The organism is Streptomyces sp. NPDC088350 (assembly GCF_044753545.1).
Taxonomy (GTDB): Bacteria; Actinomycetota; Actinomycetes; order Streptomycetales; family Streptomycetaceae; genus Streptomyces.
On the sequence record NZ_JBIVNL010000015.1, the window covers coordinates 124,296 to 145,726 of the forward strand.

Consider the following 21,431-nt stretch of genomic DNA (forward strand, 5'->3'; position numbering starts at 1 on the left):
CTCACATGGTTCGCGCCGCCGTACTGCCCGCCGTGGGCGCTCCACTGGAGATCACCGAGATCGACCTCCCGGACCCCGGCCCCGGCCAGGTCCGCGTCCGCCTCGCGGCGGCCGGGGTCTGCCACTCCGACCTGTCCCTCACCAACGGCACGATGCGCGTGCCGGTACCGGCGGTCCTGGGCCACGAGGGCGCGGGCACGGTCGTGGCCGTGGGGGAGGGCGTCACACATGTCTCACCCGGAGCCCCGGTCGTCCTCAACTGGGCCCCGTCCTGCGGCACTTGCCACGCCTGCGCGCTCGGCGAGGTCTGGCTCTGCGCCAACGCCCTCAACGGCGCCGCCGACGTCTACGCCCACCGCGCCTGCGACGGCAGCGACCTCCACCCCGGCCTGAACGTCGCCGCGTTCGCCGAGGAGACGGTCGTATCCGCAGCCTGCGTCCTCCCCCTCCCTGGGGGCATCCCCCTCACCGACGCGGCCCTCCTCGGCTGCGCGGTCCTCACCGGCTACGGCGCCGTGCACCACTCGGCGCGGGTACGGGAGGGCGAGACGGTCGCTGTCTTCGGCGTCGGCGGAGTAGGTCTGGCCACACTCCAGGCGGCCCGGATCGCGGGCGCCACGAAGATCGTCGCCGTCGATGTCTCCCCGGAGAAGGAGGAGTTGGCCCGCGCGGCCGGGGCGACGGACTACGTCGTGTCCTCCGAGAACACGGCCCGGGAGATCCGCGCCCGCACCGGAAAACAGGGCGTCGACGTCGCCGTGGAGTGCGTCGGCCGGGCGGTCACCATCCGCACCGCCTGGGAGTCCACCCGCCGGGGTGGCCGCACCACGGTCGTCGGAATCGGCGGCAAGGACCAGCAGGTCACCTTCAACGCCCTCGAACTCTTCCACTGGGGACGGACGTTGAGCGGCTGCGTCTACGGCAACTCCGACCCGGCGAAGGATCTCCCGGTGCTCGCCGAACACGTCCGCGCCGGACGCCTGGACCTGGGCGCGCTGGTGACGGAACGGATCGCGCTGGACGGGATCCCGGCGGCGTTCGAGAACATGGTGGCGGGGAAGGGGGGACGGGCACTGGTGGTGTTCTGAACCGCCTTGTCTACGGCACCTGTTCGGGCTCCGGGTCAGTGGCGACCGGAGTCTGATTCGCCTCCGCCTTAGCCTCCGCCTCCGCCTTAGCGCGCGGCCGGGACCGGGACACCGCCACACCCGCCAGACACAGCACCCCGCCCGCCAGCGTGAGCAGCCCCGGTACCTCGCCGAGCAACAGCCACGCCATCAGGACGACCAGCGCGGGCACCGCGTACGTGGTCGCGCCCATCCTGCTGGCGGTCGTACGGGCGAGGGCGTACGCCCATGTCGTGAAGGCGAGGGCGGTCGGAAAGACGCCCAAATACACCATGTTGAGCGTGGCGGAGACGGGCGCGTCGGCCGCGTCCTGGACCAGCTGCCCCGCGAACGGCAGGCACAGCACCGCCCCGATGAGACACCCGAACGTCGTCACCTGGAGTGCGCCGGCACGACTGAGGGCCGGCTTCTGGGCGACGACCCCGCCGGCGTACGCGACCGCCGCGAGCAGGCACAGCACCACACCGAGCACGGACGAACCGCCCCCGCCCGACATCGACAGCCCCACGGTCACCGCACCGGCGAACGACACCGCCATCCCCGCCACCAGTCGCGGCGGCATCGCGTCACCGAGGAGTCGCGCCCCGAGCAGCGCGATGAGGAGGGGCCCGATGTTCACGACCAGCGCGGCCGTACCGGCGTCCACCTGTTGCTCGGCCCAGTTCAGGGCGACCATGTAGAAGCCGAACCAGAGCGCGCCCGAGATCGCGATGCCCCGCCACGCGGACCGGGGCGGCAGCCCTTCCCGCCGGACGAGACAGATCATCCCCAGCGTCAGCGCCCCGCTCGCCAGCCGCCCCAACGCCAAGGCGCCCGGCGAGTACGCGGCCCCCGCGCTTCGGATGGACACGAACGCGGAGGCCCACAGCACGACGGTGACGACGGCGGCTGCGGCGGCTGCCCGTTCGGGGCGGAGGAGGGATTTCGTCATGGGTCGAGGCTAGGCGGCGCCAGGGCTGCACCGCTGGCGGAAATCGGACGCGATGGTCGGGGTAGGGGGTGGGGCGTCTGTCGTATGCCGAGTGCGGGTGCGTTGTGGCTGGTCGCGCAGTTCCCCGCGCCCCTAAAGGGCGCACGCGGACGCGCTCCGAAGGGGCGCGGGGCTGTATCGATGTGCGGCTCCGCCGCGTGGGCGCGACCAGCCACAACGCACCCGCACCCGGAAAAGGTCAGAACCTACCCGCCGCGCCGCATCTCCGAGAACTGCCCCGCCAACCCGTCCAGCAACGCGGCCAACCCCACCTCAAAAGCCCGCTCGTCCACCTTCTCCTGCTGCTCGGCCAGAAGATGCGCCTGCCCGAGATGCGGATAGTCGGCGGGGTCGTACGCACTCGCGTCGTCCACGAACCCCCGAGCGAACGACCCCAGCGCCGACCCCATGATGAAGTACCGCATCAACGCCCCGATCGACGTGGCCTGCGCCGCCGGCCACCCCGCGTCGACCATCGCGCCGTAGACCGCGTCCGCGAGCCGCAACCCCGCCGGCCGCCGCCCTGGCCCCGTGGCGAGGACCGGCACGATGTTCGGATGGTCGCGCAGGGCGCTGCGATAGGAGACGGCCCAGTCGTGCAGCGCGGTCCGCCAGTCACGTCCGTCCTCGAACATCGACAGGTCGACCTGCGCGCTCACCGAGTCCGCGACCGCCTCCAGGATCTGGTCCTTCGTGCGGAAGTGGTTGTAGAGCGAGGGCCCGCTCACCCCCAGCTCGGCGGCGAGCCGGCGCGTGGAGACGGCGGCCAGGCCCTCCGCGTCCACCAGCACGCGGGCCGTCTCGACGATCCGGTCGGTGCTGAGGAGGGGCTTGCGCGGTCGGGCCATGGCGCACATAGTAGGGCTGCGCGACTGAAACTAGCAGTGCTAATTTAAAGACGCGGCCTTTCTCTATACGGCCTTCGACTTGGGGTGACGTGTCATGAACCTGGAGCTCAGCGAGGAGCAGGAGGCCGTACGGCGGCTCGCCAAGGACTTCGTGGACCGCGAGATCGCCCCGCACGTCATCGCCTGGGACCGCGCCGAGGAGGTCGACCGGTCGATCGTGAAGAAGCTCGGCGGGGTCGGTTTCCTGGGGCTGACGATCGACGAGGAGTACGGCGGCTCGGGCGGCGACCACCTCGCGTACTGCCTGGTCACCGAGGAACTCGGACGCGGCGACTCCTCCGTGCGCGGCATCGTCTCCGTGTCGCTCGGGCTGGTCGCGAAGTCGATCGCCGGCTGGGGGAGCGAGGAGCAGAAGCGGCGCTGGCTGCCGGGGCTCACCTCCGGCGAGTATGTCGGCTGCTTCGGCCTCACCGAGCCCGGCACCGGTTCCGACGCGGGCAACCTCACCACCCGCGCGGTCCGCGACGATGGGGGCACCTCCCGCTCGAGCGGAGCCGAGAGTGGGGGAGACTACGTCGTCAACGGCACCAAGATGTTCATCACGAACGGCACGTGGGCCGATGTAGTGCTGCTCTTCGCGCGCTCGACCGACGCCCCGGGACACAAGGGCGTCTCCGCCTTCCTCGTCCCCACCGACACCCCCGGCCTGACCCGCCGCACCATTCACGGCAAGCTCGGCCTGCGCGGCCAGGCCACCGCCGAACTGGTCCTGGAGGACGTGCGCGTCCCGGCGTCGGCGATGCTCGCCCCCGAGGGCAAGGGCTTCTCGGTCGCCATGTCGGCACTGGCCAAGGGGCGGATGTCGGTCGCTGCGGGCTGCGTCGGCATCGCCCAGGCCGCGCTCGACGTGGCCGTGCGCTACGCCGGTGAGCGCGAGCAGTTCGGCAAGCCCATCGCCCACCACCAGCTCGTCCAGGAACTCATCAGCGACATCGCCGTGGACGTGGACGCGGCCCGGCTGCTGACCTGGCGGGTCGCCGACCTCGTCGACCGGGGTCTGCCCTTCGCCACCGAGTCCTCCAAGGCCAAGCTCTTCGCCTCGGAGGCCGCCGTGCGCGCCGCCAACAACGCCCTCCAGGTCTTCGGCGGCTACGGCTACATCGACGAGTACCCGGCCGGGAAGCTGCTGCGCGACGCCCGCGTGATGACCCTCTACGAGGGCACCAGCCAGATCCAGAAACTGCTCATCGGGCGTGCGCTGACGGGGATTTCGGCTTTCTGAGTACCTCGACTGAGTACGCCGACGGATGTGGTGGCGGCCGGAGAAGCGGACGCTTGTCCCCATGAGCGAAGCATCGGGCAAACCGCAGAACACGGCCGCCTTCTACGGCCAGGCCGTCGCGTCCTTCTCCGTCGCCATCGCGGCGACCGCCATCGGCATCTTCAAGCTGCACGCCGACGCCTGGGTACGGGCCTTCCTCGCGATCGCCGTCCTGTACCTGGTCACCTCCTCCTTCACCCTCGCCAAGGTGATCCGCGACCGGCAGGAGGCGGCGCGCTCGCCCTACAACCCGTTCGAAAAGCTCTGAGCGGGGAGACTAAGCGCTCGCTCAGGTTCGGCGGTATGGTGGTGCCCTTGTCATCGAGAGTCATCAAGGGTCATCGAAGAGGGGTTCACGAGCGATGAGTACGGCGGAGGAGACCACCGCGGGCGACCCGCAGGCCTGGGGCGAGGTCACGCCCGACGCGGCCCGGCGGCTGCTGATCGCCGCCGTGGAGGCCTTCGCCGAGCGCGGCTACCACGCGACGACCACCCGGGACATCGCGGGCCGTGCCGGGATGAGCCCGGCCGCGCTCTACATCCACTACAAGACCAAGGAAGAGCTGCTCCACCGCATCAGCAGGATCGGCCACGAGAAGGCCCTCGACATCCTGCGCACGGCGGCGGGGCGCGAGGGCAGCGCCGCCGAGCGGCTCGCCGACGCCGTCAACTCCTTCGTACGCTGGCACGCGGGCGGCCGTACGACCGCACGGGTCGTGCAGTACGAACTCGACTCGCTCGGCCCGGACGCCCGCGCCGAGATCCTCGCCCTGCGCCGGCAGGTCGACGCCGAGGTGCGCGGGATCGTCGAGGACGGGGTGGCGGACGGCTCCTTCGACGTGCCGGACGTGAAGGGCACGACCCTCGCGATCCTGTCCCTGTGCATCGACGTGGCCCGCTGGTTCAGCCTCGACGGACCCCGGACGCCCGACGAGGTCGGCGCGCTGTACGCCGACCTCGTGCTGCGGATGGTGGGGTCCAAGTAGCCGCCGTGGCGCGGGGGTCGGCCGCTCAGAGGTAGTAGCGCGACACCGACTCGGCCACGCACACCGGCTTGTCGCCGCCCTCGCGCTCCACGGTGAACGCGACGCTCACCTGGACGCCGCCCGGTACGTCGTCGACGCCGGTGATCGTCGCGGTGGCGCGCAGCCGGGAGTCGACCGGGACCGGGGCGGGGAAACGCACCTTGTTCGTCCCGTAGTTGACGCCCATCTTCACGCCCTCGACCTTGATCAGCTGCGGTCCGAAGAGCGGGAGCAGCGACAGGGTGAGATAGCCGTGCGCGATGGTCGTCCTGAAGGGGCCCGCCGCCGCCTTCTCGGGGTCCACGTGGATCCACTGGTGGTCGCCCGTCGCGTCCGCGAACAGATCGATCCGCTTCTGGTCGATCGCCAGCCAGTCGGTGTACCCCAACTGCTCGCCGACCGCCGCCCGCAGGTCGTCGACGGAGGTGAAGATCCTCGGCTCTGCCATGTCCCGGCCTCTCGCGTCATCCAGCGACACATGTCGTCCCGCTATGTCTAAGCAACTGCTTAGCATGGTCGGATGCGGGGCCTCTGTCAACGGACAACGGCGCCGACGGATGGGTAGGGTTCGAGGGGTGCCCCAGATTCCCGAGAAGATCCACGAGCTCACGGTGGGACAACTCGCCGCCCGCAGCGGCGCCGCCGTCTCCGCCCTGCACTTCTACGAGGCCAAGGGCCTGATCAGCAGCCGCCGCACCACGGGCAACCAGCGCCGGTACACCCGTGACACCCTGCGCCGGGTCGCCTTCGTGCGGGCCGCGCAGCGCGTCGGCATCCCGCTGGCCACGATCCGCGAGGCACTCGCCGAACTCCCCGAGGAGCGCACCCCGACCCGCGAGGACTGGGCCCATCTCTCCGAGGCCTGGCGCTCCGAACTCGACGAACGCATCAAGCAGCTCAACCGCCTCCGCGACCACCTCACCGACTGCATCGGCTGCGGCTGCCTGTCCCTGGCGACCTGTGTCCTGTCCAACCCGGACGACGTGATCGGCGAACGGGGAGCGGGTTCACGGCTGATGACGGAACCGGGAGAGCGCCGGCCTCGGGGCAGGCGAACGGACCCCGGCCCCGAGGTGTGTGACTGAGGGCGACGCGGTGGGGCGTCACTCGTACTCGGTGCCGCCCTTCCGGGTCAGATACGCGGCGCTCACGGCCTTGGCGATCGCCCGCCCACCGGTCACGGGGCTGTACCGCTCCGTCGCCGGCCGGATCACGACCCCCTCACGCAGATGCAGCCCCCGCCCCGACACGGTCTCCCGTCCGCTCGCGATCTCCAGCACCCGCTCGATGTCGTACGGCCCCTCGTGCAGCCGGGGCACCAACGGCAGCTCCCCGTCGAGCAGTTCGCCGGCGTCCAGCCACCGCACGACTCCGTCGATCTCGGCGGACACGTCGAACACGGCGTACCCGAGCGTGGCGCGTCGCCCGTCGGCGCCGTAGGTCAGGTCCTGTACGCCCGCGCCGAACACCTCGCCGAAGATCCCCACGCGTCGCGCGCCGAGCCGCTCGGCGAGGCGGGCGGCGACTTCGGGGACGTGATGGCCGCGAACCGCCCGCCAGTACAGATTGCGCGGATCCTCCTTCAGGGCAAGGGACTTGGCGCCGAAGCCCTTCGAGGAGACCTGTACGCGGCCGTCCTCGGCGAAATAGGTCAGCAGGCAGGCCGAGCCGTGCAGCTTCTCGGTCAGGACCACAGCCTCGCCCGGTTCGAAGATCCCGGGAAACCGCTGGATGTTCTCGATGTCGACCCAGGGCAGCAGATCGGGCGCGGACTCGACGTCACCGTCCATCGTGGGCGGGATCGGCGGCACCCACTTGGTGATGCCGAGCCGGTCCGCGAAGTCGGTGCCGTCCAGGGCGGCCCGCGCCAGATCCACGTCCGCGAGGGCCTTCGGCCGGCACACGATGCCCTGCGACAGCTCACCGCGCAGCCGCACCGCCCTGACCCGGTCGGCGTTGCTCCCCGCGAGGCGTCCGGTCAGCCCCAGCTCCTCGATCAGCTCGGCCGGGAGCACGGACTGCTCGGGGATGTAGACGGCGGTCTCACCGGTGCGGTACTCGCCCTTGGCGACGACGGCCCGGTACAGGCCGACCTGGGCCAGTTCGAGCGCGTCGGCGTTCGGATGCTCATGGACGGTCAGCACTTCGGCGGTGACGCGCAGCGTCGACATCGGGGCCCCTCGTTCCGTGTGTCGTTCTCAGGTGTGCTTCATCGCCCCCAACTGTCCTCATCCGTAAGGGGTGGAGCGAGGGGATTTGTAGCTGCTAGCGTCAGTCACCCGGCTCGTGCCAGTTGACCGAAGCGTGATCGGGCAGCACGGTCCAGCCGCGCACCCGCTCCAGCCGGGCGGCGGGGTCCGGCTCGGCCCAGGCGCCGGTCGTCACACCGACCGGCACGGTCACCCGCGCCCGAATCGCGTCGAGATCGCGTCGAGCGGCACCGCGAGGACACGCGGCGACAACGTGTCCTGTCCACAGGGGGACTCGGGATGAACGTGCACATCGGTGGCCCCCATCCCGACAGCCTCGACCACGGCATCGGCCATCGCCCCCGGCGACACCGGCACCCGCCACCCGTCGACGGCCCCACGGACCCCGTTGACACAGACCTGCACCATGCCTCGATGGTGCCACCCGCCACTGACAACAGCCGCGTTCCCTCGGCCGCACGGCGTCCGGACTTCCACCGACGTCCGGAAGGCCGGCTGACAGCTGCGACGCACCTGCGGCGCACCGCTTCGGGGCTGTCGACGGAACGCCGTCGGCAGCCTTCGCCGTTGCGCGGGCAAGCGCAAATCGGCCGGGTCGCGAACTCGCTCGCACGCTGGTCAAAAAGGGGTGCGGCATCCCCGGCGCACCCCTGGCGCCCTTCTTCGATTGCCCCGGTTCAGGCCGACATCAGCAGCCGTCCGCGCCTGGCGTACGCCAGGGCCTCGGGCGTGAGCACCGGACGCGGTACGACGATGCCGCAGTCCGTGCAGACCGGGCCCGAGGAGGGTTCGTGGGCCAGATCGTACTTCCACAGGAGGCGCTCGCCGGCGCACACCGGGCACACGGAACCCGGTTCGCGCTCCAGGGCGGCGATCAGCCGTCGCAGCACCTCGGCCAGTGATTGATGGGGGTGGAGACGGGGGTCGTCGCACCAGGCGACACCGAAGCCGCCCCAGGTCAGCCGGTGCCAGTCGTCCACGCTGCCCGGGCGGCGCAGCCCGTCGTGCTTCTCCTTCTTGCGGCGTTCGGCGAACCCGGCCTCGTACGCGAGCCAGACCTTGCGCGCTTCCTCCAGCTCGTCCAGTGCGGCCACGAGCCGCGCCGGGTCGGGGGAGCGGTCCTCGGGTCCGAACCCGGCCCGGGAGCTCAAGTGGTCCCAGGTCGCCCTGTGCCCATAAGGGGCGAACCGCTCAAGGCACTTGCGCAGCGAGTAGCGCCGCAGCGCCAGATCGCACCGGGGATCTCGCACCTGTCTCGCCAGACTCCGGAAACCGGCCATCGCCCTGCACCTCCGTCACACCTGCACCTGTACTTCGGTCACCTCGGCGTCGTCGTACGGACGTCGCCGAATAGACGTATCGACAAGCGATTTGGCTCCATCCGATTTCCGATGCCCCCCATAAGCAGCTCACGCTCATCCAAAACTTGACGCATGTTCATCTTCAATCTCGGGGATACCGGCGGTAACGTCCGGCAACACCCTCGTCGGTAGGAGCTGCCATGCCACGGCGCACCTCGCGTAACTTGCTCGACAGACTGAGAACTCCCGGCAGATTCCCCGGGTTCCTGAAGACCGCATCCGTATGCGCCCTCATTGCCGCCCTTTTGTCTCCTCTTGCCCAGGGGACGGCGACCGCCGCGACCGCCTCGAACGACTACTGCGGCGGCCAGTGTTCGGACATCCTCCCGGCCGGCGAGAACGGCAACGCCACCCTCGCCCAGATCCTCCTGAACCAGGCCTTCGGTTCCCAGCCCGCACACGCCGAGGACCAGCTCGGCCCCTATGCCAACCTGGCCACGGGCGCCTCCACGCTGACCGACGCGAAGATCAACACCTTCTTCAACGACGCCTCGTTCGGGGTCCCCGCCGCCAACGTCGCCTCGACCGAGAACCCCAGCGGTCGCACCGACGTGACGATCGTCCGCGACAAGGCGACCGGTGTGCCGCACATCACAGGCACCACGCGCTACGGCACCGAGTACGGCGCCGGTTACGCGGCGGCCGAGGACCGGCTCTGGCTCATGGACGTCTTCCGGCACGTCGGACGCGGCCAGCTGACCGCCTTCGCCGGCGGCGCCGCCTCCAACCAGGGCCTTGAGCAGGAGTTCTACCGCAACGCCCCGTACACCGAGGCCGAGTTGCAGTCCCAGATCGACAACGCCGTCGCCAACAACGGCACCCGGGGCCAGCAGGCGCTCGCCGACGCCAACGCCTATCTGGCCGGCATCAACGCCTACATCGACGCCTCGGACAGCGGCCGTTACTTCCCCGGTGAGTACGTCCTCACCGGCCACAAGGACTCGATCACCAACGCCGGCACGATCGACCACTTCAAGATCACCGACCTGGTCGCGCTGGCCTCCGTCATCGGCACCCTGTTCGGTTCCGGCGGTGGCGGCGAGGTCAACAACGCCATCTCCCTGCTCGCCGCCCAGGAGAAGTACGGCGTGACGGAGGGCACCAAGGTCTGGGAGTCCTTCCGCGAACGCAACGACCCCGAGGCCGTCCTCACCGTCCACAACGGCGAGAGCTTCCCCTACGGCACCAAGCCCACCACCGCCCAGGGCGAAGCCCTGCCGGACGCCGGTTCGGTGGCGACCGAGCCACTCGTCTACGACGCCACGGGCACCGGCGCCGACCAGAGCGCCTCCGCCGCCTCCGCCGCGGCGACCGCGACCGCCCTCAGCTCCGCCAAGCGCGGGATGTCCAACGCCCTTGTGGTGAGCGGCAAATACACCGCGAGCGGCCACCCGATCGCCGTCTTCGGACCCCAAACGGGCTATTTCGCACCCCAGTTGCTGATGCTCCAGGAGATCCAGGGCCCGGGCATCAGCGCCCGCGGCGCCTCCTTCGCGGGCCTGAGCATGTACGTCGAACTCGGCCGCGGCCAGGACTACTCGTGGTCCGCCACGACCTCCGGCCAGGACATCATCGACACGTACGCCGTCGAACTCTGCACGGACGACTACCACTACCTCTACCACGGCACCTGCACGGCCATGGACGAGATCGAGCAGAAGAACTCCTGGACACCGACCACGGCCGACGGCACCGCCGCCGGGTCGTACACCATGCGGGTCTGGAAGACGAAGTACGGACCCGTCGAATACCGGGCGACCGTCGGCGGGAAGAAGGTCGCCTACACCACCCTGCGCTCCTCCTACATGCACGAGGCCGACTCGATCATCGGCTTCCAGATGCTCAACGACCCCGACTACGTGAAGAGTCCGGCGACCTTCCAGAGCGCCGCCCAGCACATCAACTTCACGTTCAACTGGTTCTACGCCGACTCCTCGCACACCGCGTACTACAACAGCGGCAACAACCCGGTGCGGGCCAGCGGTGTCGACCCCGAGTTCCCGATCTGGGGCCAGGCCGCCTACGAGTGGCAGAACTGGGACCCCACCACCAACACGGCCGACTACACCCCGGCCTCCGCGCACCCCAACTCCATCGACCAGGACTACTACATCTCCTGGAACAACAAACAGGCCCTCAACTACACGACGGCCAGCTGGGGAGACGGGTCCGTCCACCGGGGCAACCTCCTCGACGACCGGGTGAAGAAACTCGTCGCGGCCGGCGGGGTGACCAGATCCGCGCTGGTGAAGGCGATGTCCGACGCCTCGCTCACCGACCTGCGCGCCGAGGACGTCCTGCCCGACCTGCTGAAGGTCGTCAACAGCAGTACGGTCACCGACTCCACCGCCGCCGCGGCCGTCACCAAGCTGCAGACCTGGCTCACCGCGGGCGGCAAGCGCACGGAGACCTCGGCCGGGTCCAAGACCTACGCCAACGCCGACGCCATCCGGATCCTCGACGCCTGGTGGCCGCTGCTGGTGAAGGCCGAGTTCCAGCCCGGCCTCGGTGACACCCTCTACACCGCGTTCACCAACAACCTGTACATCGACGAGTCCCCGTCCGCCGGACACGGCCCCACCGGGTCGCACGCCGGAAGCTCCTTCCAGTACGGCTGGTGGAGCTACGTCGACAAGGACATCAGGTCGGTGCTCGGGCAGACCGTGTCGGGGCCGCTGGCCGAGCAGTACTGCGGCGGCGGCAGCCTCAGCTCCTGCCGGGACATCCTGATCAGCACCTTGAAGACGGCGGCCGGGACGAGCGCGTCCACGGTCTACCCCGGGGACACCCTGTGCTCGGCGGGCGACCAGTGGTGCGCCGACTCGATCGTCCAGCGCACCCTGGGCGGCATCAAGCACTACAACATCAGCTGGCAGAACCGGCCCACCTTCCAGCAAGTGGTGGAGTACACGTCACACCGGTGACGCCTGAGCGGCGGGGGGGGGGGGGGGGGGGGGCCCCCCCCCCCCCCCCCCCCCCCCCCCGCCGGTCGGGACTGGAACGCCTTCGAAAAGGACGCCTGTGGAAATAGTTGCATATATCGCCGGGTTTGGCGTGGCCGGAGTCCTCGTGTTGGGAGGCCTGCTGCATCTTTCGGGCGTGTACACGGGTATTGGTCCTGGGCGGGATCTGAATTCTGCTGCTGCCTGGTCGAATATTTTCCTGGGTCTCGGGATGGGCCTTTTTTCTTTCTCAAGAATTCTCCGCAGTCATGGGCCCTGGGAGATCGTATTTTTGTTGCCAAGCCTTGTGTGCACTGTTTTCGGTGCATACCTGTACTGGCGAAGCAGGCGCACCGCCTAGCCTCGTGTCGCCTCACCCTTGGGGTCTGCAGTCGTAGAGCGTGAAGCTGCCTCCGGCGTGGCGGCCGTAGGCGGTGGGCGGGATGCGGGTGCAGTGGGACTTCACCCAGGTGGTGGTGGCATTGGTGGGGCGCTGGGTGGTGAGCAGTGCGTAGCGCAGCTGGCGGGTGGTGACGAGGCTGCCGAGCTGCTCGGTGGTGGGGAAGGGGGTGTTGCCGGTGAAGCCGCCCATGACGAGGACGGGTTCGGACTTCGCACGCAGCAGAGGCTCGGCGCTGTAGGCGGTCTGGGTGGCGACGAGGTACTTCTCGCCGTGGCGGTGCGTGGTGAGGTAGTCGAGCAGGGCGGTGTCGCGGGCGCTGGGCCGGTCGAGCCCTATCCGCCGCGGAGCGTGGTGTGCACGGACGGCGGCGTAGTACGCGTTGCCGACCGGACCGGCTATCGGCGCGGTGGAGGCGCCCGCGTAGAGCGGATCGAGGCTGGAGAGGGCCCAGCCGGCCGGCACGACCAGGGTGGCCGCGATCCCGGCGGCGAGGGCGCTCTGGACCTTCCTCGGAGAGGTGCGCGGACCCCGGCTCCACAGGCCCACCACCCCGCACAGCGCGAGCATCACGGCGATCGGCAGCAGCCAGGAGACGAATCGGGTCGGCCAGTCGAGCACCAGCGCCCACACCAACGTCAGCACGATCGCCGCAGGCAGCGCCCTGTGCCGCCGACCGCCCGACTTGTCCTTCGGCCCGTCCTTCGATTCGGGCGCCAGCACCTGCGCCGACCAGGGCTCCGCTTCGTGCGCCGACATGTACGGCGACCAGGGCTCCGGCTGGTGTTCCGGTTCGTGTTCCGGTTCGGGTTCCTGTTCCGGCTCGTGTTGCGGCTCGGCCTTCGGATTGTGCGCCGACTCGTACTCCGAGCGGAAGAGCGCGAGCCCGCCGCCGGTCAGCGCGGCGAGTGCGGGGGCGATGACGGCCATGTAGTAGGCGTGGTTGCCGTTGGAGGCGCTGAACACCACGGCGTGCACGGCCAGCCAGCCGCCCCAGATCAGAAATCCCGTGCGCGGCATGTCGGTTCGCGGTTGCCCGGTGCGCCAGAGGACGCCCAGGACCGCGGCGAGCACGGCGAGAGGCAGGAACCATGCGATCTGCGGGCCGACCGTGTGGTTGATCAGCATGTTCCAGCCGGTGTTGCCGGTGGTGCGGCTGTTGGCGGTGCCGGCGACGGCGCCGAACGCGGTGGAATCGCTGCTGAAGCGGCTCAGCCCGTTGTAGCCGAAGACCAGGGCGAACGGATCGTTGTCGGACGTTCCGTCGAGGTACGGACGGCCGGCAACCGGTGTCACCCAGGCGATCAGCACCCAGGAACAGGAGACCGCCAGCGCGACCGCACCGCCCAGCAGAAAGCGCAGAGCCCGCTTCAACGGCGTGCCGGGCGCCACGACTTGGTACACGGCGGCGAAGACCGGCAGCACCAGCCACGCCTGCAGCATCTTTGCCTGGAAGGCGAGCCCGACCCAGATCCCGCAGGTGATCAGCGGCAGCAGCCGCTCGGTGCGCACCGCCTTCTGCAGCGCTCCGGCGGCCGCCACCAGGAGCAGCGTGAGCGCGGTGTCCGGGATGGTGGCCCGGTTGAGGACCACGGTGACCGGGGTGAGGGTGAGCGTCAGCGCGGCGATCAGCGCGGCCAACGGCCCGGCCCAGGCCCGTACGATCCGGTGCAACAGCCATACCGTCAGCACGCCCTCGACGACCTGTGGAAGAGCGGCTGCCCAGGTGTGCGGGCCGAAGAGCCAGACGGAGACGGCGTCGGGCCAGAAGGCGCCGGGGAGCTTGTCGATGCTGATCGAACCGCTGGTGTCGAGCCCGCCGAAGAAGAAGGCACGCCAGCCGCCGGCCATCGACCGTATCGCCGCACCGTAGAAGGGGTGGAGCGCGGCGTGCCCGATGCCCCAGGAGTACAGCACCGTGGCGACGGCCAGCACCGCGGCGAGCGCCGGGCGCTCCCAGCGCGGGGCGTCTTCCGGCGGGCCGGATCGGCGGTTCGCCGCCCGGCGGCCTCGGTGCGCTCCGGTGGGCCGGGCGGCGGAGATGGCGGTCATGGCAGTGGTCCTCGGATCGGCAGGTCAGGTGGAGCTGCGGTGCACTGGCGGCGGGATCACAGGCGACGGGCCGACCGGAAGCCGCGGGCGTAGAAGTCGGTGCCGTCCAGCAGCGCGTGGCCCGACAGGTCGCCCATGGTCGGGCCGTTCGCGGCGGAGCGGCTGGAGTAGAAGCGGTGGCGACCGTTGTCGTCGAGGCCCATGTAGATGCCCACGTGGTCGATGAAGTCCGGCCGGTCCTTGATGATGGCGAAGAAGACCAGATCGCCGGGTTGCAGGATGCTCAGGTCGGTGGCCTGCTTCGTGCCGGTGTGGGGGATCACCAGGCGGCCGGGACCGTAGGCGGCGATGGCGTAGGCACGGCGCGGCAGACCGGTGCCCTTGGTGTTGGTGTTGTGCATGGGGATGCCCATGCGGTAGCCCCACACCAGACGCTGGAAGCCGGAGCAGTCGACGCAGCCGTAGCGGGCCTGCTCCGGCTGCACGCGCGTGCCGTCGAAGTCCCAGGGAACGCCCAGATAGTCGTAGAAGTCGGACTGTTCGTCGTAGTAGGCGAAGTCCAGCGGATTGGTGACCTTGGAATTGCGCGGGCCGAAGTGCGCGGTGCCCGCGTAGCGCACGTCGTCGGCGTTGTGCTTGTCGGCCGCCCCGGCGCTGCTGTACTGGAACGCCACCGCGAAGACGTCCGGGCTGGTGTCGCCGAGTGTCTTGCCGAACCAGCTTGCGAACCAGGCGGACTTCTCCATGCCCTGCTGCCAGGTGTGCGGCAGCAGCCGTACCCAGGCGTCCGTGGTCACCTTGGCCTCGGTGGTCCGCCGCTCGCTGAAGGTGCGGGTGCGCCCGGTGAGCACGGCCGTACGGGCTCCGTCGGTGAACGTGGCGAGCGTGCCGCCGTCGGAGCCGCGGACCACGGTGCGGCCGGGGGCGGACAGCCGCTCGAAGGTCTGCTTCCCGGTGCTCGAACCGGTGCCCGTGCCGTCGGCGGCCGTGCCGCCGTCGTCGCCGCTGTCGTGCCCGAGCCGGCTCCAGGCGTACCCGCCCGTCGCCCCGACGGCCGCCACGCCCGCGATCGTCCCGAGCAGGGCGCGACGGGTCGGGCGGCTGCTTCTGCCGGCGGAGTGGGAGTGCATGGCCGATCCTCCTGGAAGGTACGGGGGTGAGAGGGCGGTGGACAGGTGTCAGCCAGTGGGCAGGGCACCGATCAGCAGACCGGAGACCAGCACCACGTAGGTGACCAGCGTCACCGCCGTGGTCGAGATGAGTGTGGCCGCCATCGGTTGACGGACCATCTGGTAGGAGACCAGACCGGGGACGATGAAGCCAAGGGTCTGAGACGTGTACAGCAGCGGGAACTCGTGACTCAGGGCGAGCATCACGGTGGTCTGTATCAGCACCGCGCTCAGCACCACGGCGGCGAACAGCCGCTTGCCGTAGAGGATCACCGTGCGCTGCAGCAGTTTCGTCGCGAAGTACGTGAGTGCCGCTACCGCGACCATCAGCCCGGCCAGCTGCACGTCGGTGAGGAGCGTGAGGGCGATCCAGCCCGGGGTGATCATCCCTCCGGGGGAGAGGTTGGTGGTCAGATAGCAGACGAGCGAGAAGACCAGCCCGAGGGCGATCCCGAGCGCGGCGGTCTGTGCGGTGAGGTTGGCGGGGATCACGGGTTCCTCGGGGACTGGGACTGATCGTAGGAGTGGCGCGGGTCGTCTGTGGCGCTCTGGCGGGCGGCGAACTGGCGGGCGAGTTCGCGCTGATTCGGGATGTGGATGCTCTGGGTCGTCTCCAGCGGGGCCACCCAGCTGTATGGCTCCGGCTCGGGCGGCCGGGCCGTCGCGATCTGCGGCCGGACCAACACGATCTGCATGGTCTCCTGGTCCAGGCCGTCGCCGGCGGGTACGGCGTCGAACAGCTGGTCCTCGGAGGAGTCCAGCGGCAGCGCGGCGAGGCATTCCAGGAACAGCTCGCCCTGGCCGTGGATGTTGCCGATCGCCACCAGCGAGGAGGTCGGGCCGAGTTCCGCGAGGATCGAGTCCGTCACCTCCTCGGGGTCCCGGCGGTCGCCGCCGAGATCCACCACCCGCCCGGTGAAGCCGGCCGGAATCGCGTCGCGGGCGCTCTTGGTCGGGTGGCCGATCAGGAACACCGTCTCGGCGCCGAGGTCGGGCACGATCGCGCCCATCTGGCCATTGCGCTCCACCCGGTCCGGGCGGCAGTTGATGACGACGTTGACCGGCCGTCGGATCGCGCCGAGATCCTCCAGCTGCCGGACGTTCATCAGCGTCGACTCGGGGTCGTTGGCCGCGAAGATGTTGGCGAACCGCAGCTGCTTGCCCTCGGGGGTGACGTAGCGTTCCACCGACAGCACGCCCGGGTCGGGCGGCGCGTCCCACATGCCCTGCATCGCGGTCTGCCGCTCCACGCCGAGCAGTTCGGCGACGGCGAGCGCGATCGCCACGTTCTCCTTGAAGGTGAACCAGCTGAAGCCGCGCAGCTCGGCGTCGGTCACCGACTCCGGATCGACCGCGATCAGGCGGCAGTTCCGCTTGTCGGCCTCCTCCTGGAGGATGTGCAGCCGGTCCTTCTCCGCCGTCACGCACACTCCGCCCACCGGCATCGAGCGGGAGAGCGAGCGGGCGACGTCGTCCAGCGTCGGCCCCATCTCCTCCAGATGGTCCTCGCGGACGTTGCACAGCACGCCGATCGTGGAGCGGATCAGCTTCTCCTGATTGATCTCCTGCAGCGCGGGCATCACCGCCATGCACTCGATCACCAGCGCGTCCGGCCGGTAGGTCGCCGCCCGCCGCACGATGCCGATCTGCTCGACGACGTTGGCCAGCCCGAACTTGCGGTACACCGGCTCCTCGGTGGCATCCGGATGGATGAACCGGGCCGCGGTGCCGGTGGTCTTGGCCACCGTGACCAGGCCGCCGCCGCGCAGCGCGCCCGCGCACAGCCGGGTGATCGAACTCTTGCCGCGGATGCCGTTGACCAGCACCCGCGTCGGTATCTGCGCCAGCGAGGCGAAGTGCCGCCGCTGTTCCATGATTCCGGCGATCCACAGCCCGGCGCAGCACAGCACGACTATGACGTAGAGGAAGAGCACGCCGATACCGTCCTTCTACCGCTGGAGGGTGGTCTGACGAAGGGACGGGGAGGGTTCGGCGACGTGGCCGGATCTGGCCGCCCGGTCGCGTTCCGCCAGGGCCTGGCGCACCAGTTCCAGGCTGCGGGTGACCGAGCCGACCTCGTCGTGGTTGACCGGGTGCAGCACGGTGCGGCGGTCTCCGGCGGCGAGTCGCTCGACGAGCACCGCGACCGAGCGCAGCGGCCGTATCACCACGACATACAGCCAGCCCAGGCAGGCCAGGCCCAGGGTGAGGCTCAGGATCCCCGCGAGCATGGTGCGCTGTTCGGCCTGCACCGCGGGAATCTGGAGCGAGGCCGCGGGTTCCGCGGTCACCACGTGCCAGCCGAGGCGGGTCGTCGGGCCGCTCTGTGCCAGTGGCGCGGCAGCGTCGACCGACGGGCCGGAGGACGTACGGAGCACCCGCGAGGTCGCGGTGCCCGCGGTCCCCGGGGCGCCCTGGGTGGCGCGGGCGAGCCGGCTCAGACCGGAGTCGGGCAGCGACTGGAAGGCGCGGTAGCCCACGTTCGCCGCCAGCACCTTGTCGTTGCCGTCCGTCACCCAGACGCTGCCCAGTTTCGGTCTGGACAGAATGGAGTTGAGTGCCTTCACGTCGATCTCGCCGAACAGGACCACGCCGGCCGCCGGGGTCCTGCCCTTGACGGTCCGGACCTGGGCGTAGGCGGCGATCGCCGGGATCCGGCCCGAGGTGTTGACGGTGGTGATCCCGCCGCCGTCGGGTACGTGGACGATGGTGCGCAGCGGTGATCCGCCCACGCGCAGCGTGACACCGCCCGAGCTGTCCAGGAGATACAGCGAGCGGAACTGCTTGTGATCGGCGAGGGTGCGCTGCAGCACCTTTTTCTGGGCGGCCCGCTTGCTGCCCGGCAGACTCGCGGCCGTGTCGCTCAGGTCGGCGTACAGCTGGTCGAGGGACTGCCGGACCCGGTTCGACGCGATCTCGGTGCGTGTCTGCTGGACGGCGAGGACCGGAGCCGGCACCGCGGTCGCGGCGTCCGCCCGGTTCAGCACGAAGATCATCGGCACCGCCCAGCAGACCATCACCAGCGCGCCGACCCCGGCCAGCGCCCGGTAGCCCGGCCCGCGCCGGACCGGGAACTCCTGCGGGCCGCTCTCGCCGAGCAGCTGTCGGCGCAGCGACTCCAGTGCCCGCCCGGTCCGGGACAGTTCCCCGATGCCGTTCACCGGCACCGGCCGGGACAGCTCCTCCCACGCGGCCGGCCCGTCCTCGGTCGCGCCCCGGGCCAGGCGGCCGGCGGACAGGTAGAGCCACAGCAGTGGCCGCTGCAGGAAGAAGTGCAGCGCCAGCCCGAACAGCAGCGCGAGCACGACCAGTGCCCCCGCGGCCTGGAGTGCGAAGCCCGAGTAGTCGACGGCGGTGGTCGTGGCGGGCACCGTGCGGAAGGTGAGCACCACCAGACCGAGGTTGTCGGTGTCGCCCGGACCGGTCGTCGAAGCGACCTGGGCCCAGCCGGCCACCGTGCGCCGGTTGCCCGTGGCGGAGCCCTGCAGGCTTCCCGAGGCGTCGGTGGCGGTCCCCGACCCCTTCGCCGCGCGGGCCGCCGCCGAGGGCAGACCGCCGCTGGCGGGCGACGCCGTGCCGCGGGACGCGGTGGCGAGCGCGGTGCCGCTCGCGTCCAGCACCTCGGCGGTGCGTCCGTCGCCGTACGCCGTGGGGGCGGGGAACGCCTCGGAGACCACCAGCAGCCACAGCCGGTCGGGTTGGTTGACCTGGTTCTGGTCCTGGTTGGCGTCGTCCTGCTGCGCGGGCAGTGTGACCTTGGCGAAATACAGCAGCTGCCGTGTGCCGTCCGACGTCACCAGCCGGGGCGGGACCGCCCCGTGCCCGGATGCCGCCTTGGCGGCGTCCACCCCGGCCAGCTGCACCGTCTTGCCGCCGGCCGCCAGCAGTTTGCCGGTCTTCGGGTCGAGCAGCGCGCTGCCGAGGATCCCCTTCCTGGCGGAAGTCAGTGCTTTGAGCGTGGTCGCCGGGGTCGATGTGCTCGTCGCCGGGTACGCCTTGGCCGCACGGCGTACCGTGCTCGCCTCGGCGTCGATCGCGGTGCGCGTCGACAGCGCGGTGTCGGCGGCGATCCGCTGCTCCCCGTCCGACACCGCCTGCGGCACACCTGCGGAGTGGATGCCGTCGAGGCCGATCATGGTCAGGGCGGCGACCACCAGCAGGAGTACGACGAGTGAGGCGATCGGCGGGCGCACCCCGCCGAGGATCGGCATATCGGCGCGGCGGCGGGTGCGGTGTCGGCGCGGCGCCCGGGGAGCGGAGGGCAGAGTAGATGATCCTTTGTCAATTGGCGCCGAGCGCCCGAATGTTCTACAGAACAAACACTCTAGCGTCACGCGATTACATAACCATCACACTTGCACGCCTGTTTCGTACGTGTGAACCAGACCACTGGGTGGCGGTCGACGTATACGAGTCCACGGCGAGCGGAAGGGCGGGCCCATGAGCAGGACCCACCCTTCGGATGTCCGGTCGGCTGACCGGCCGACTGCTGGGTCAGCGGACGAAGGAGATCTCCGGGTACTTGCTGCTGGTCCCGTCGAGCAGGGTGCTGTGCTTCTTGAGCAGCTCCTGGTCGAAGAAGGCCGCCAGATAGACACGCTGTACTGCGATCGCGCGGTCCGGGTCGATCGTGCCGTACTGCTGCTGGAGCTGCGCCTGGGAGAGCCGGAGCAGGCCCGCCTCCTGGGTCACCATCCACTCGTTGTCGCTGAAGGACAGGTGCGCCGAGCCCTTGAGCTTGATGTCGACCCGATATCCCTTCAGGTGCGACCACATGTTGCGCCACGACGAGTCGTTGTTGCGGTTGTGCACGCCGGAGCTGAAGAGCATGAAGGGGCGCTTCAGGTCTTTGTTCTGGGCCGACCCGAAGAACTGGCCGTCCAGGTTGGCACCGGCGGCGATACGGCTGTCGAGCTGCATGGAGGTGGCGACCGCCCCGCCGCCCAGCGACCAGCCGAACATCCCGATCTTCGTCATGTCCACCGACTTCGTCAGCCCGGTGGGGAGCGTGGCCTGGCCGGCGTCCGGGTTGCCGCCCGTGCTGAGCGTCTTGAGCTTGTTGATGACGAACTTGATGTCGGCCGCGCGCACCTTGAGCGTGTCGGAGGAGTGCGTGCCCGGCGGCATCCTGTTGACCTCCAGCCGGTTGCCCGGGAACTGCACCTCGTTGGCGTCATGGGTGTGGTCGACGGTGACGACGAGGTAGCCGCGGCTGGCGAGATCCTGGACGAGGGCGGTGCCCGTCGCACGGTCCGAGTGCAGCCCGGTCGAGTACAACAGGACGGGCAGCTTGCCGAGCGCGGTGTTCACCGGGGCGAGAACATGACCCGCGGTGGTCGGCAGGGTCACCAGTTGCGGCGACAGCCCGCGCGTGGCGAGGAAGTGGGCACCGGAGATCGACGGCATGTACGGCGCCTTGTAGTGCCCGGACGTGGAGGCGGCCGGATACCAGAGCGAGACCATGAGCTCGCGGGAGGTGCTGCCGGCCACATACGGATCCGGACGGGACTTGTCGACGAGGTGCAGGCCGACCATGCCCACGCTGTACTTCCCGCTCGGTGCGGGCAACTTGAGCTGCAGACCGGTCGCCGTGCGGCCGGCCGCGAGGGTCTTCGGGCGTACGGCCTTCTGGTTGCCCAGCGGCTTCTCGTCGTTCTCGGGCGCCCAGGGCGTGGTCGGGGCGGACGAGGACGCGGTGGGCGCGGGCGTGGCGGACGACGTCCCGGTGGCCATCGCCGAGGTCAGCCCCACACCCAGTACAGCGGCCAGCGCACCTGCCGAACCGACCGATATGGCGATCAGTCTGCGACGGTGGCGCAGGCGGCGGTGATTCATGAAACCCCCTCGTGGGTCAGCGATCACAGAACGGGCGATCGACTGCCGCACACCGTACCGCGCCGACGGTTGACCAATCCGCGCGCCCCGGACGACCTCGCAATGACCCCACGCGGCGGACACCGAGACTCGGCCCGGCCCCCAAGTGGCCCCCATTGTCGCCGAGTTGAC

At 70.0% G+C, this 21,431-nt stretch carries 17 protein-coding genes and 1 pseudogene; 6 read left to right on the top strand and 12 right to left on the bottom strand.

Annotated elements, in window-relative coordinates; all coding sequences use genetic code 11:
- The first annotated feature begins 5 nt into the window (after positions 1–5).
- The gene (locus tag ACIQBL_RS40770; RefSeq protein ID WP_401951923.1) at positions 6–1,088 is read left to right on the top strand and encodes a Zn-dependent alcohol dehydrogenase; all 1,083 of its coding nucleotides are present in this window, start codon (positions 6–8) and stop codon (positions 1,086–1,088) included.
- Positions 1,089–1,098: 10 nt separating this feature from the next.
- Here the strand turns inward: ACIQBL_RS40770 and ACIQBL_RS40775 are convergent, their stop codons facing one another.
- Both ACIQBL_RS40775 and ACIQBL_RS40780 read right to left on the bottom strand, forming a co-directional pair.
- Positions 1,099–2,058 carry a DMT family transporter gene (locus ACIQBL_RS40775; protein ID WP_401951926.1) on the bottom strand — a complete coding sequence of 320 codons (960 nt, stop codon included), beginning with the start codon at positions 2,056–2,058 and terminating at the stop codon, positions 1,099–1,101.
- A 245-nt stretch (positions 2,059–2,303) separates the two neighbouring features.
- On the bottom strand, positions 2,304–2,945 hold the full coding sequence (locus ACIQBL_RS40780) for a TetR/AcrR family transcriptional regulator (protein ID WP_401951928.1): 642 nt from the start codon (positions 2,943–2,945) through the stop codon (positions 2,304–2,306).
- A gap of 94 nt (positions 2,946–3,039) precedes the next feature.
- Here ACIQBL_RS40780 and ACIQBL_RS40785 point away from each other — a divergent pair, with 94 nt between their 5' ends.
- The 3 genes from ACIQBL_RS40785 to ACIQBL_RS40795 all read left to right on the top strand — a co-directional run bounded on the left by ACIQBL_RS40785 (position 3,040) and on the right by ACIQBL_RS40795 (position 5,252).
- On the top strand, positions 3,040–4,227 hold the full coding sequence (locus ACIQBL_RS40785) for an acyl-CoA dehydrogenase family protein (protein ID WP_401951931.1): 1,188 nt from the start codon (positions 3,040–3,042) through the stop codon (positions 4,225–4,227).
- A gap of 61 nt (positions 4,228–4,288) precedes the next feature.
- Positions 4,289–4,534, top strand: coding sequence for a YiaA/YiaB family inner membrane protein (locus ACIQBL_RS40790; protein WP_401951934.1), 246 nt, complete (start codon positions 4,289–4,291; stop codon positions 4,532–4,534).
- A 94-nt stretch (positions 4,535–4,628) separates the two neighbouring features.
- The gene (locus ACIQBL_RS40795) at positions 4,629–5,252 is read left to right on the top strand and encodes a TetR/AcrR family transcriptional regulator (RefSeq protein WP_401951936.1); all 624 of its coding nucleotides are present in this window, start codon (positions 4,629–4,631) and stop codon (positions 5,250–5,252) included.
- Positions 5,253–5,277: 25 nt separating this feature from the next.
- On the opposite strand, the gene ACIQBL_RS40800 is transcribed toward ACIQBL_RS40795, so the two are convergent.
- Positions 5,278–5,739, bottom strand: a complete 462-nt coding sequence (locus ACIQBL_RS40800; RefSeq protein ID WP_401951939.1) for a MaoC family dehydratase — start codon at positions 5,737–5,739, stop codon at positions 5,278–5,280.
- A gap of 127 nt (positions 5,740–5,866) precedes the next feature.
- On the opposite strand from ACIQBL_RS40800, the gene soxR reads away from it, so the two are divergent.
- Entirely contained in the window at positions 5,867–6,376 is a 510-nt protein-coding gene (gene soxR, locus ACIQBL_RS40805) for a redox-sensitive transcriptional activator SoxR (RefSeq protein WP_401951942.1), read from the top strand.
- An 18-nt stretch (positions 6,377–6,394) separates the two neighbouring features.
- Here soxR and ACIQBL_RS40810 read toward each other — a convergent pair whose 3' ends face one another.
- The 3 genes and pseudogenes from ACIQBL_RS40810 to ACIQBL_RS40820 form a co-directional block, all read right to left on the bottom strand.
- Complete coding sequence (locus ACIQBL_RS40810; protein WP_401951945.1) at positions 6,395–7,462, bottom strand: RNA ligase (ATP); 1,068 nt, start codon at positions 7,460–7,462, stop codon at positions 6,395–6,397.
- Positions 7,463–7,568: 106 nt separating this feature from the next.
- Positions 7,569–7,909 (bottom strand): annotated as a pseudogene (locus ACIQBL_RS40815) (3-keto-5-aminohexanoate cleavage protein); the annotation flags it as partial.
- Positions 7,910–8,178: 269 nt separating this feature from the next.
- Positions 8,179–8,781: a hypothetical protein gene (locus tag ACIQBL_RS40820; protein ID WP_401951948.1), complete on the bottom strand. Its 603-nt coding sequence runs from the start codon at positions 8,779–8,781 to the stop codon at positions 8,179–8,181.
- Positions 8,782–9,002: 221 nt separating this feature from the next.
- On the opposite strand from ACIQBL_RS40820, the gene ACIQBL_RS40825 reads away from it, so the two are divergent.
- Entirely contained in the window at positions 9,003–11,786 is a 2,784-nt protein-coding gene (locus ACIQBL_RS40825; RefSeq protein WP_401951950.1) for a penicillin acylase family protein, read from the top strand.
- Between the two features lie 391 nt (positions 11,787–12,177).
- Here the strand turns inward: ACIQBL_RS40825 and ACIQBL_RS40830 are convergent, their stop codons facing one another.
- The 6 genes from ACIQBL_RS40830 to ACIQBL_RS40855 form a co-directional block, all read right to left on the bottom strand.
- Positions 12,178–14,256 (bottom strand): ArnT family glycosyltransferase, encoded by a 2,079-nt coding sequence (locus ACIQBL_RS40830; protein ID WP_401951953.1) that lies wholly within the window; start codon positions 14,254–14,256, stop codon positions 12,178–12,180.
- A gap of 56 nt (positions 14,257–14,312) precedes the next feature.
- Entirely contained in the window at positions 14,313–15,386 is a 1,074-nt protein-coding gene (locus ACIQBL_RS40835) for an NlpC/P60 family protein (RefSeq protein ID WP_401951955.1), read from the bottom strand.
- Positions 15,387–15,434: 48 nt separating this feature from the next.
- Positions 15,435–15,917 carry a poly-gamma-glutamate biosynthesis protein PgsC/CapC gene (locus ACIQBL_RS40840; RefSeq protein WP_401951958.1) on the bottom strand — a complete coding sequence of 161 codons (483 nt, stop codon included), beginning with the start codon at positions 15,915–15,917 and terminating at the stop codon, positions 15,435–15,437.
- Positions 15,914–17,359, bottom strand: coding sequence for a poly-gamma-glutamate synthase PgsB (pgsB, locus tag ACIQBL_RS40845; protein ID WP_401951961.1), 1,446 nt, complete (start codon positions 17,357–17,359; stop codon positions 15,914–15,916). The genes ACIQBL_RS40840 and pgsB overlap by 4 nt, the downstream gene beginning before the upstream one ends.
- A gap of 15 nt (positions 17,360–17,374) precedes the next feature.
- On the bottom strand, positions 17,375–19,618 hold the full coding sequence (locus ACIQBL_RS40850) for a HAMP domain-containing protein (protein WP_401951963.1): 2,244 nt from the start codon (positions 19,616–19,618) through the stop codon (positions 17,375–17,377).
- Positions 19,619–19,919: 301 nt separating this feature from the next.
- Positions 19,920–21,260, bottom strand: coding sequence for an alpha/beta hydrolase family protein (locus ACIQBL_RS40855; RefSeq protein WP_401951966.1), 1,341 nt, complete (start codon positions 21,258–21,260; stop codon positions 19,920–19,922).
- Positions 21,261–21,431: the final 171 nt, after the last annotated feature.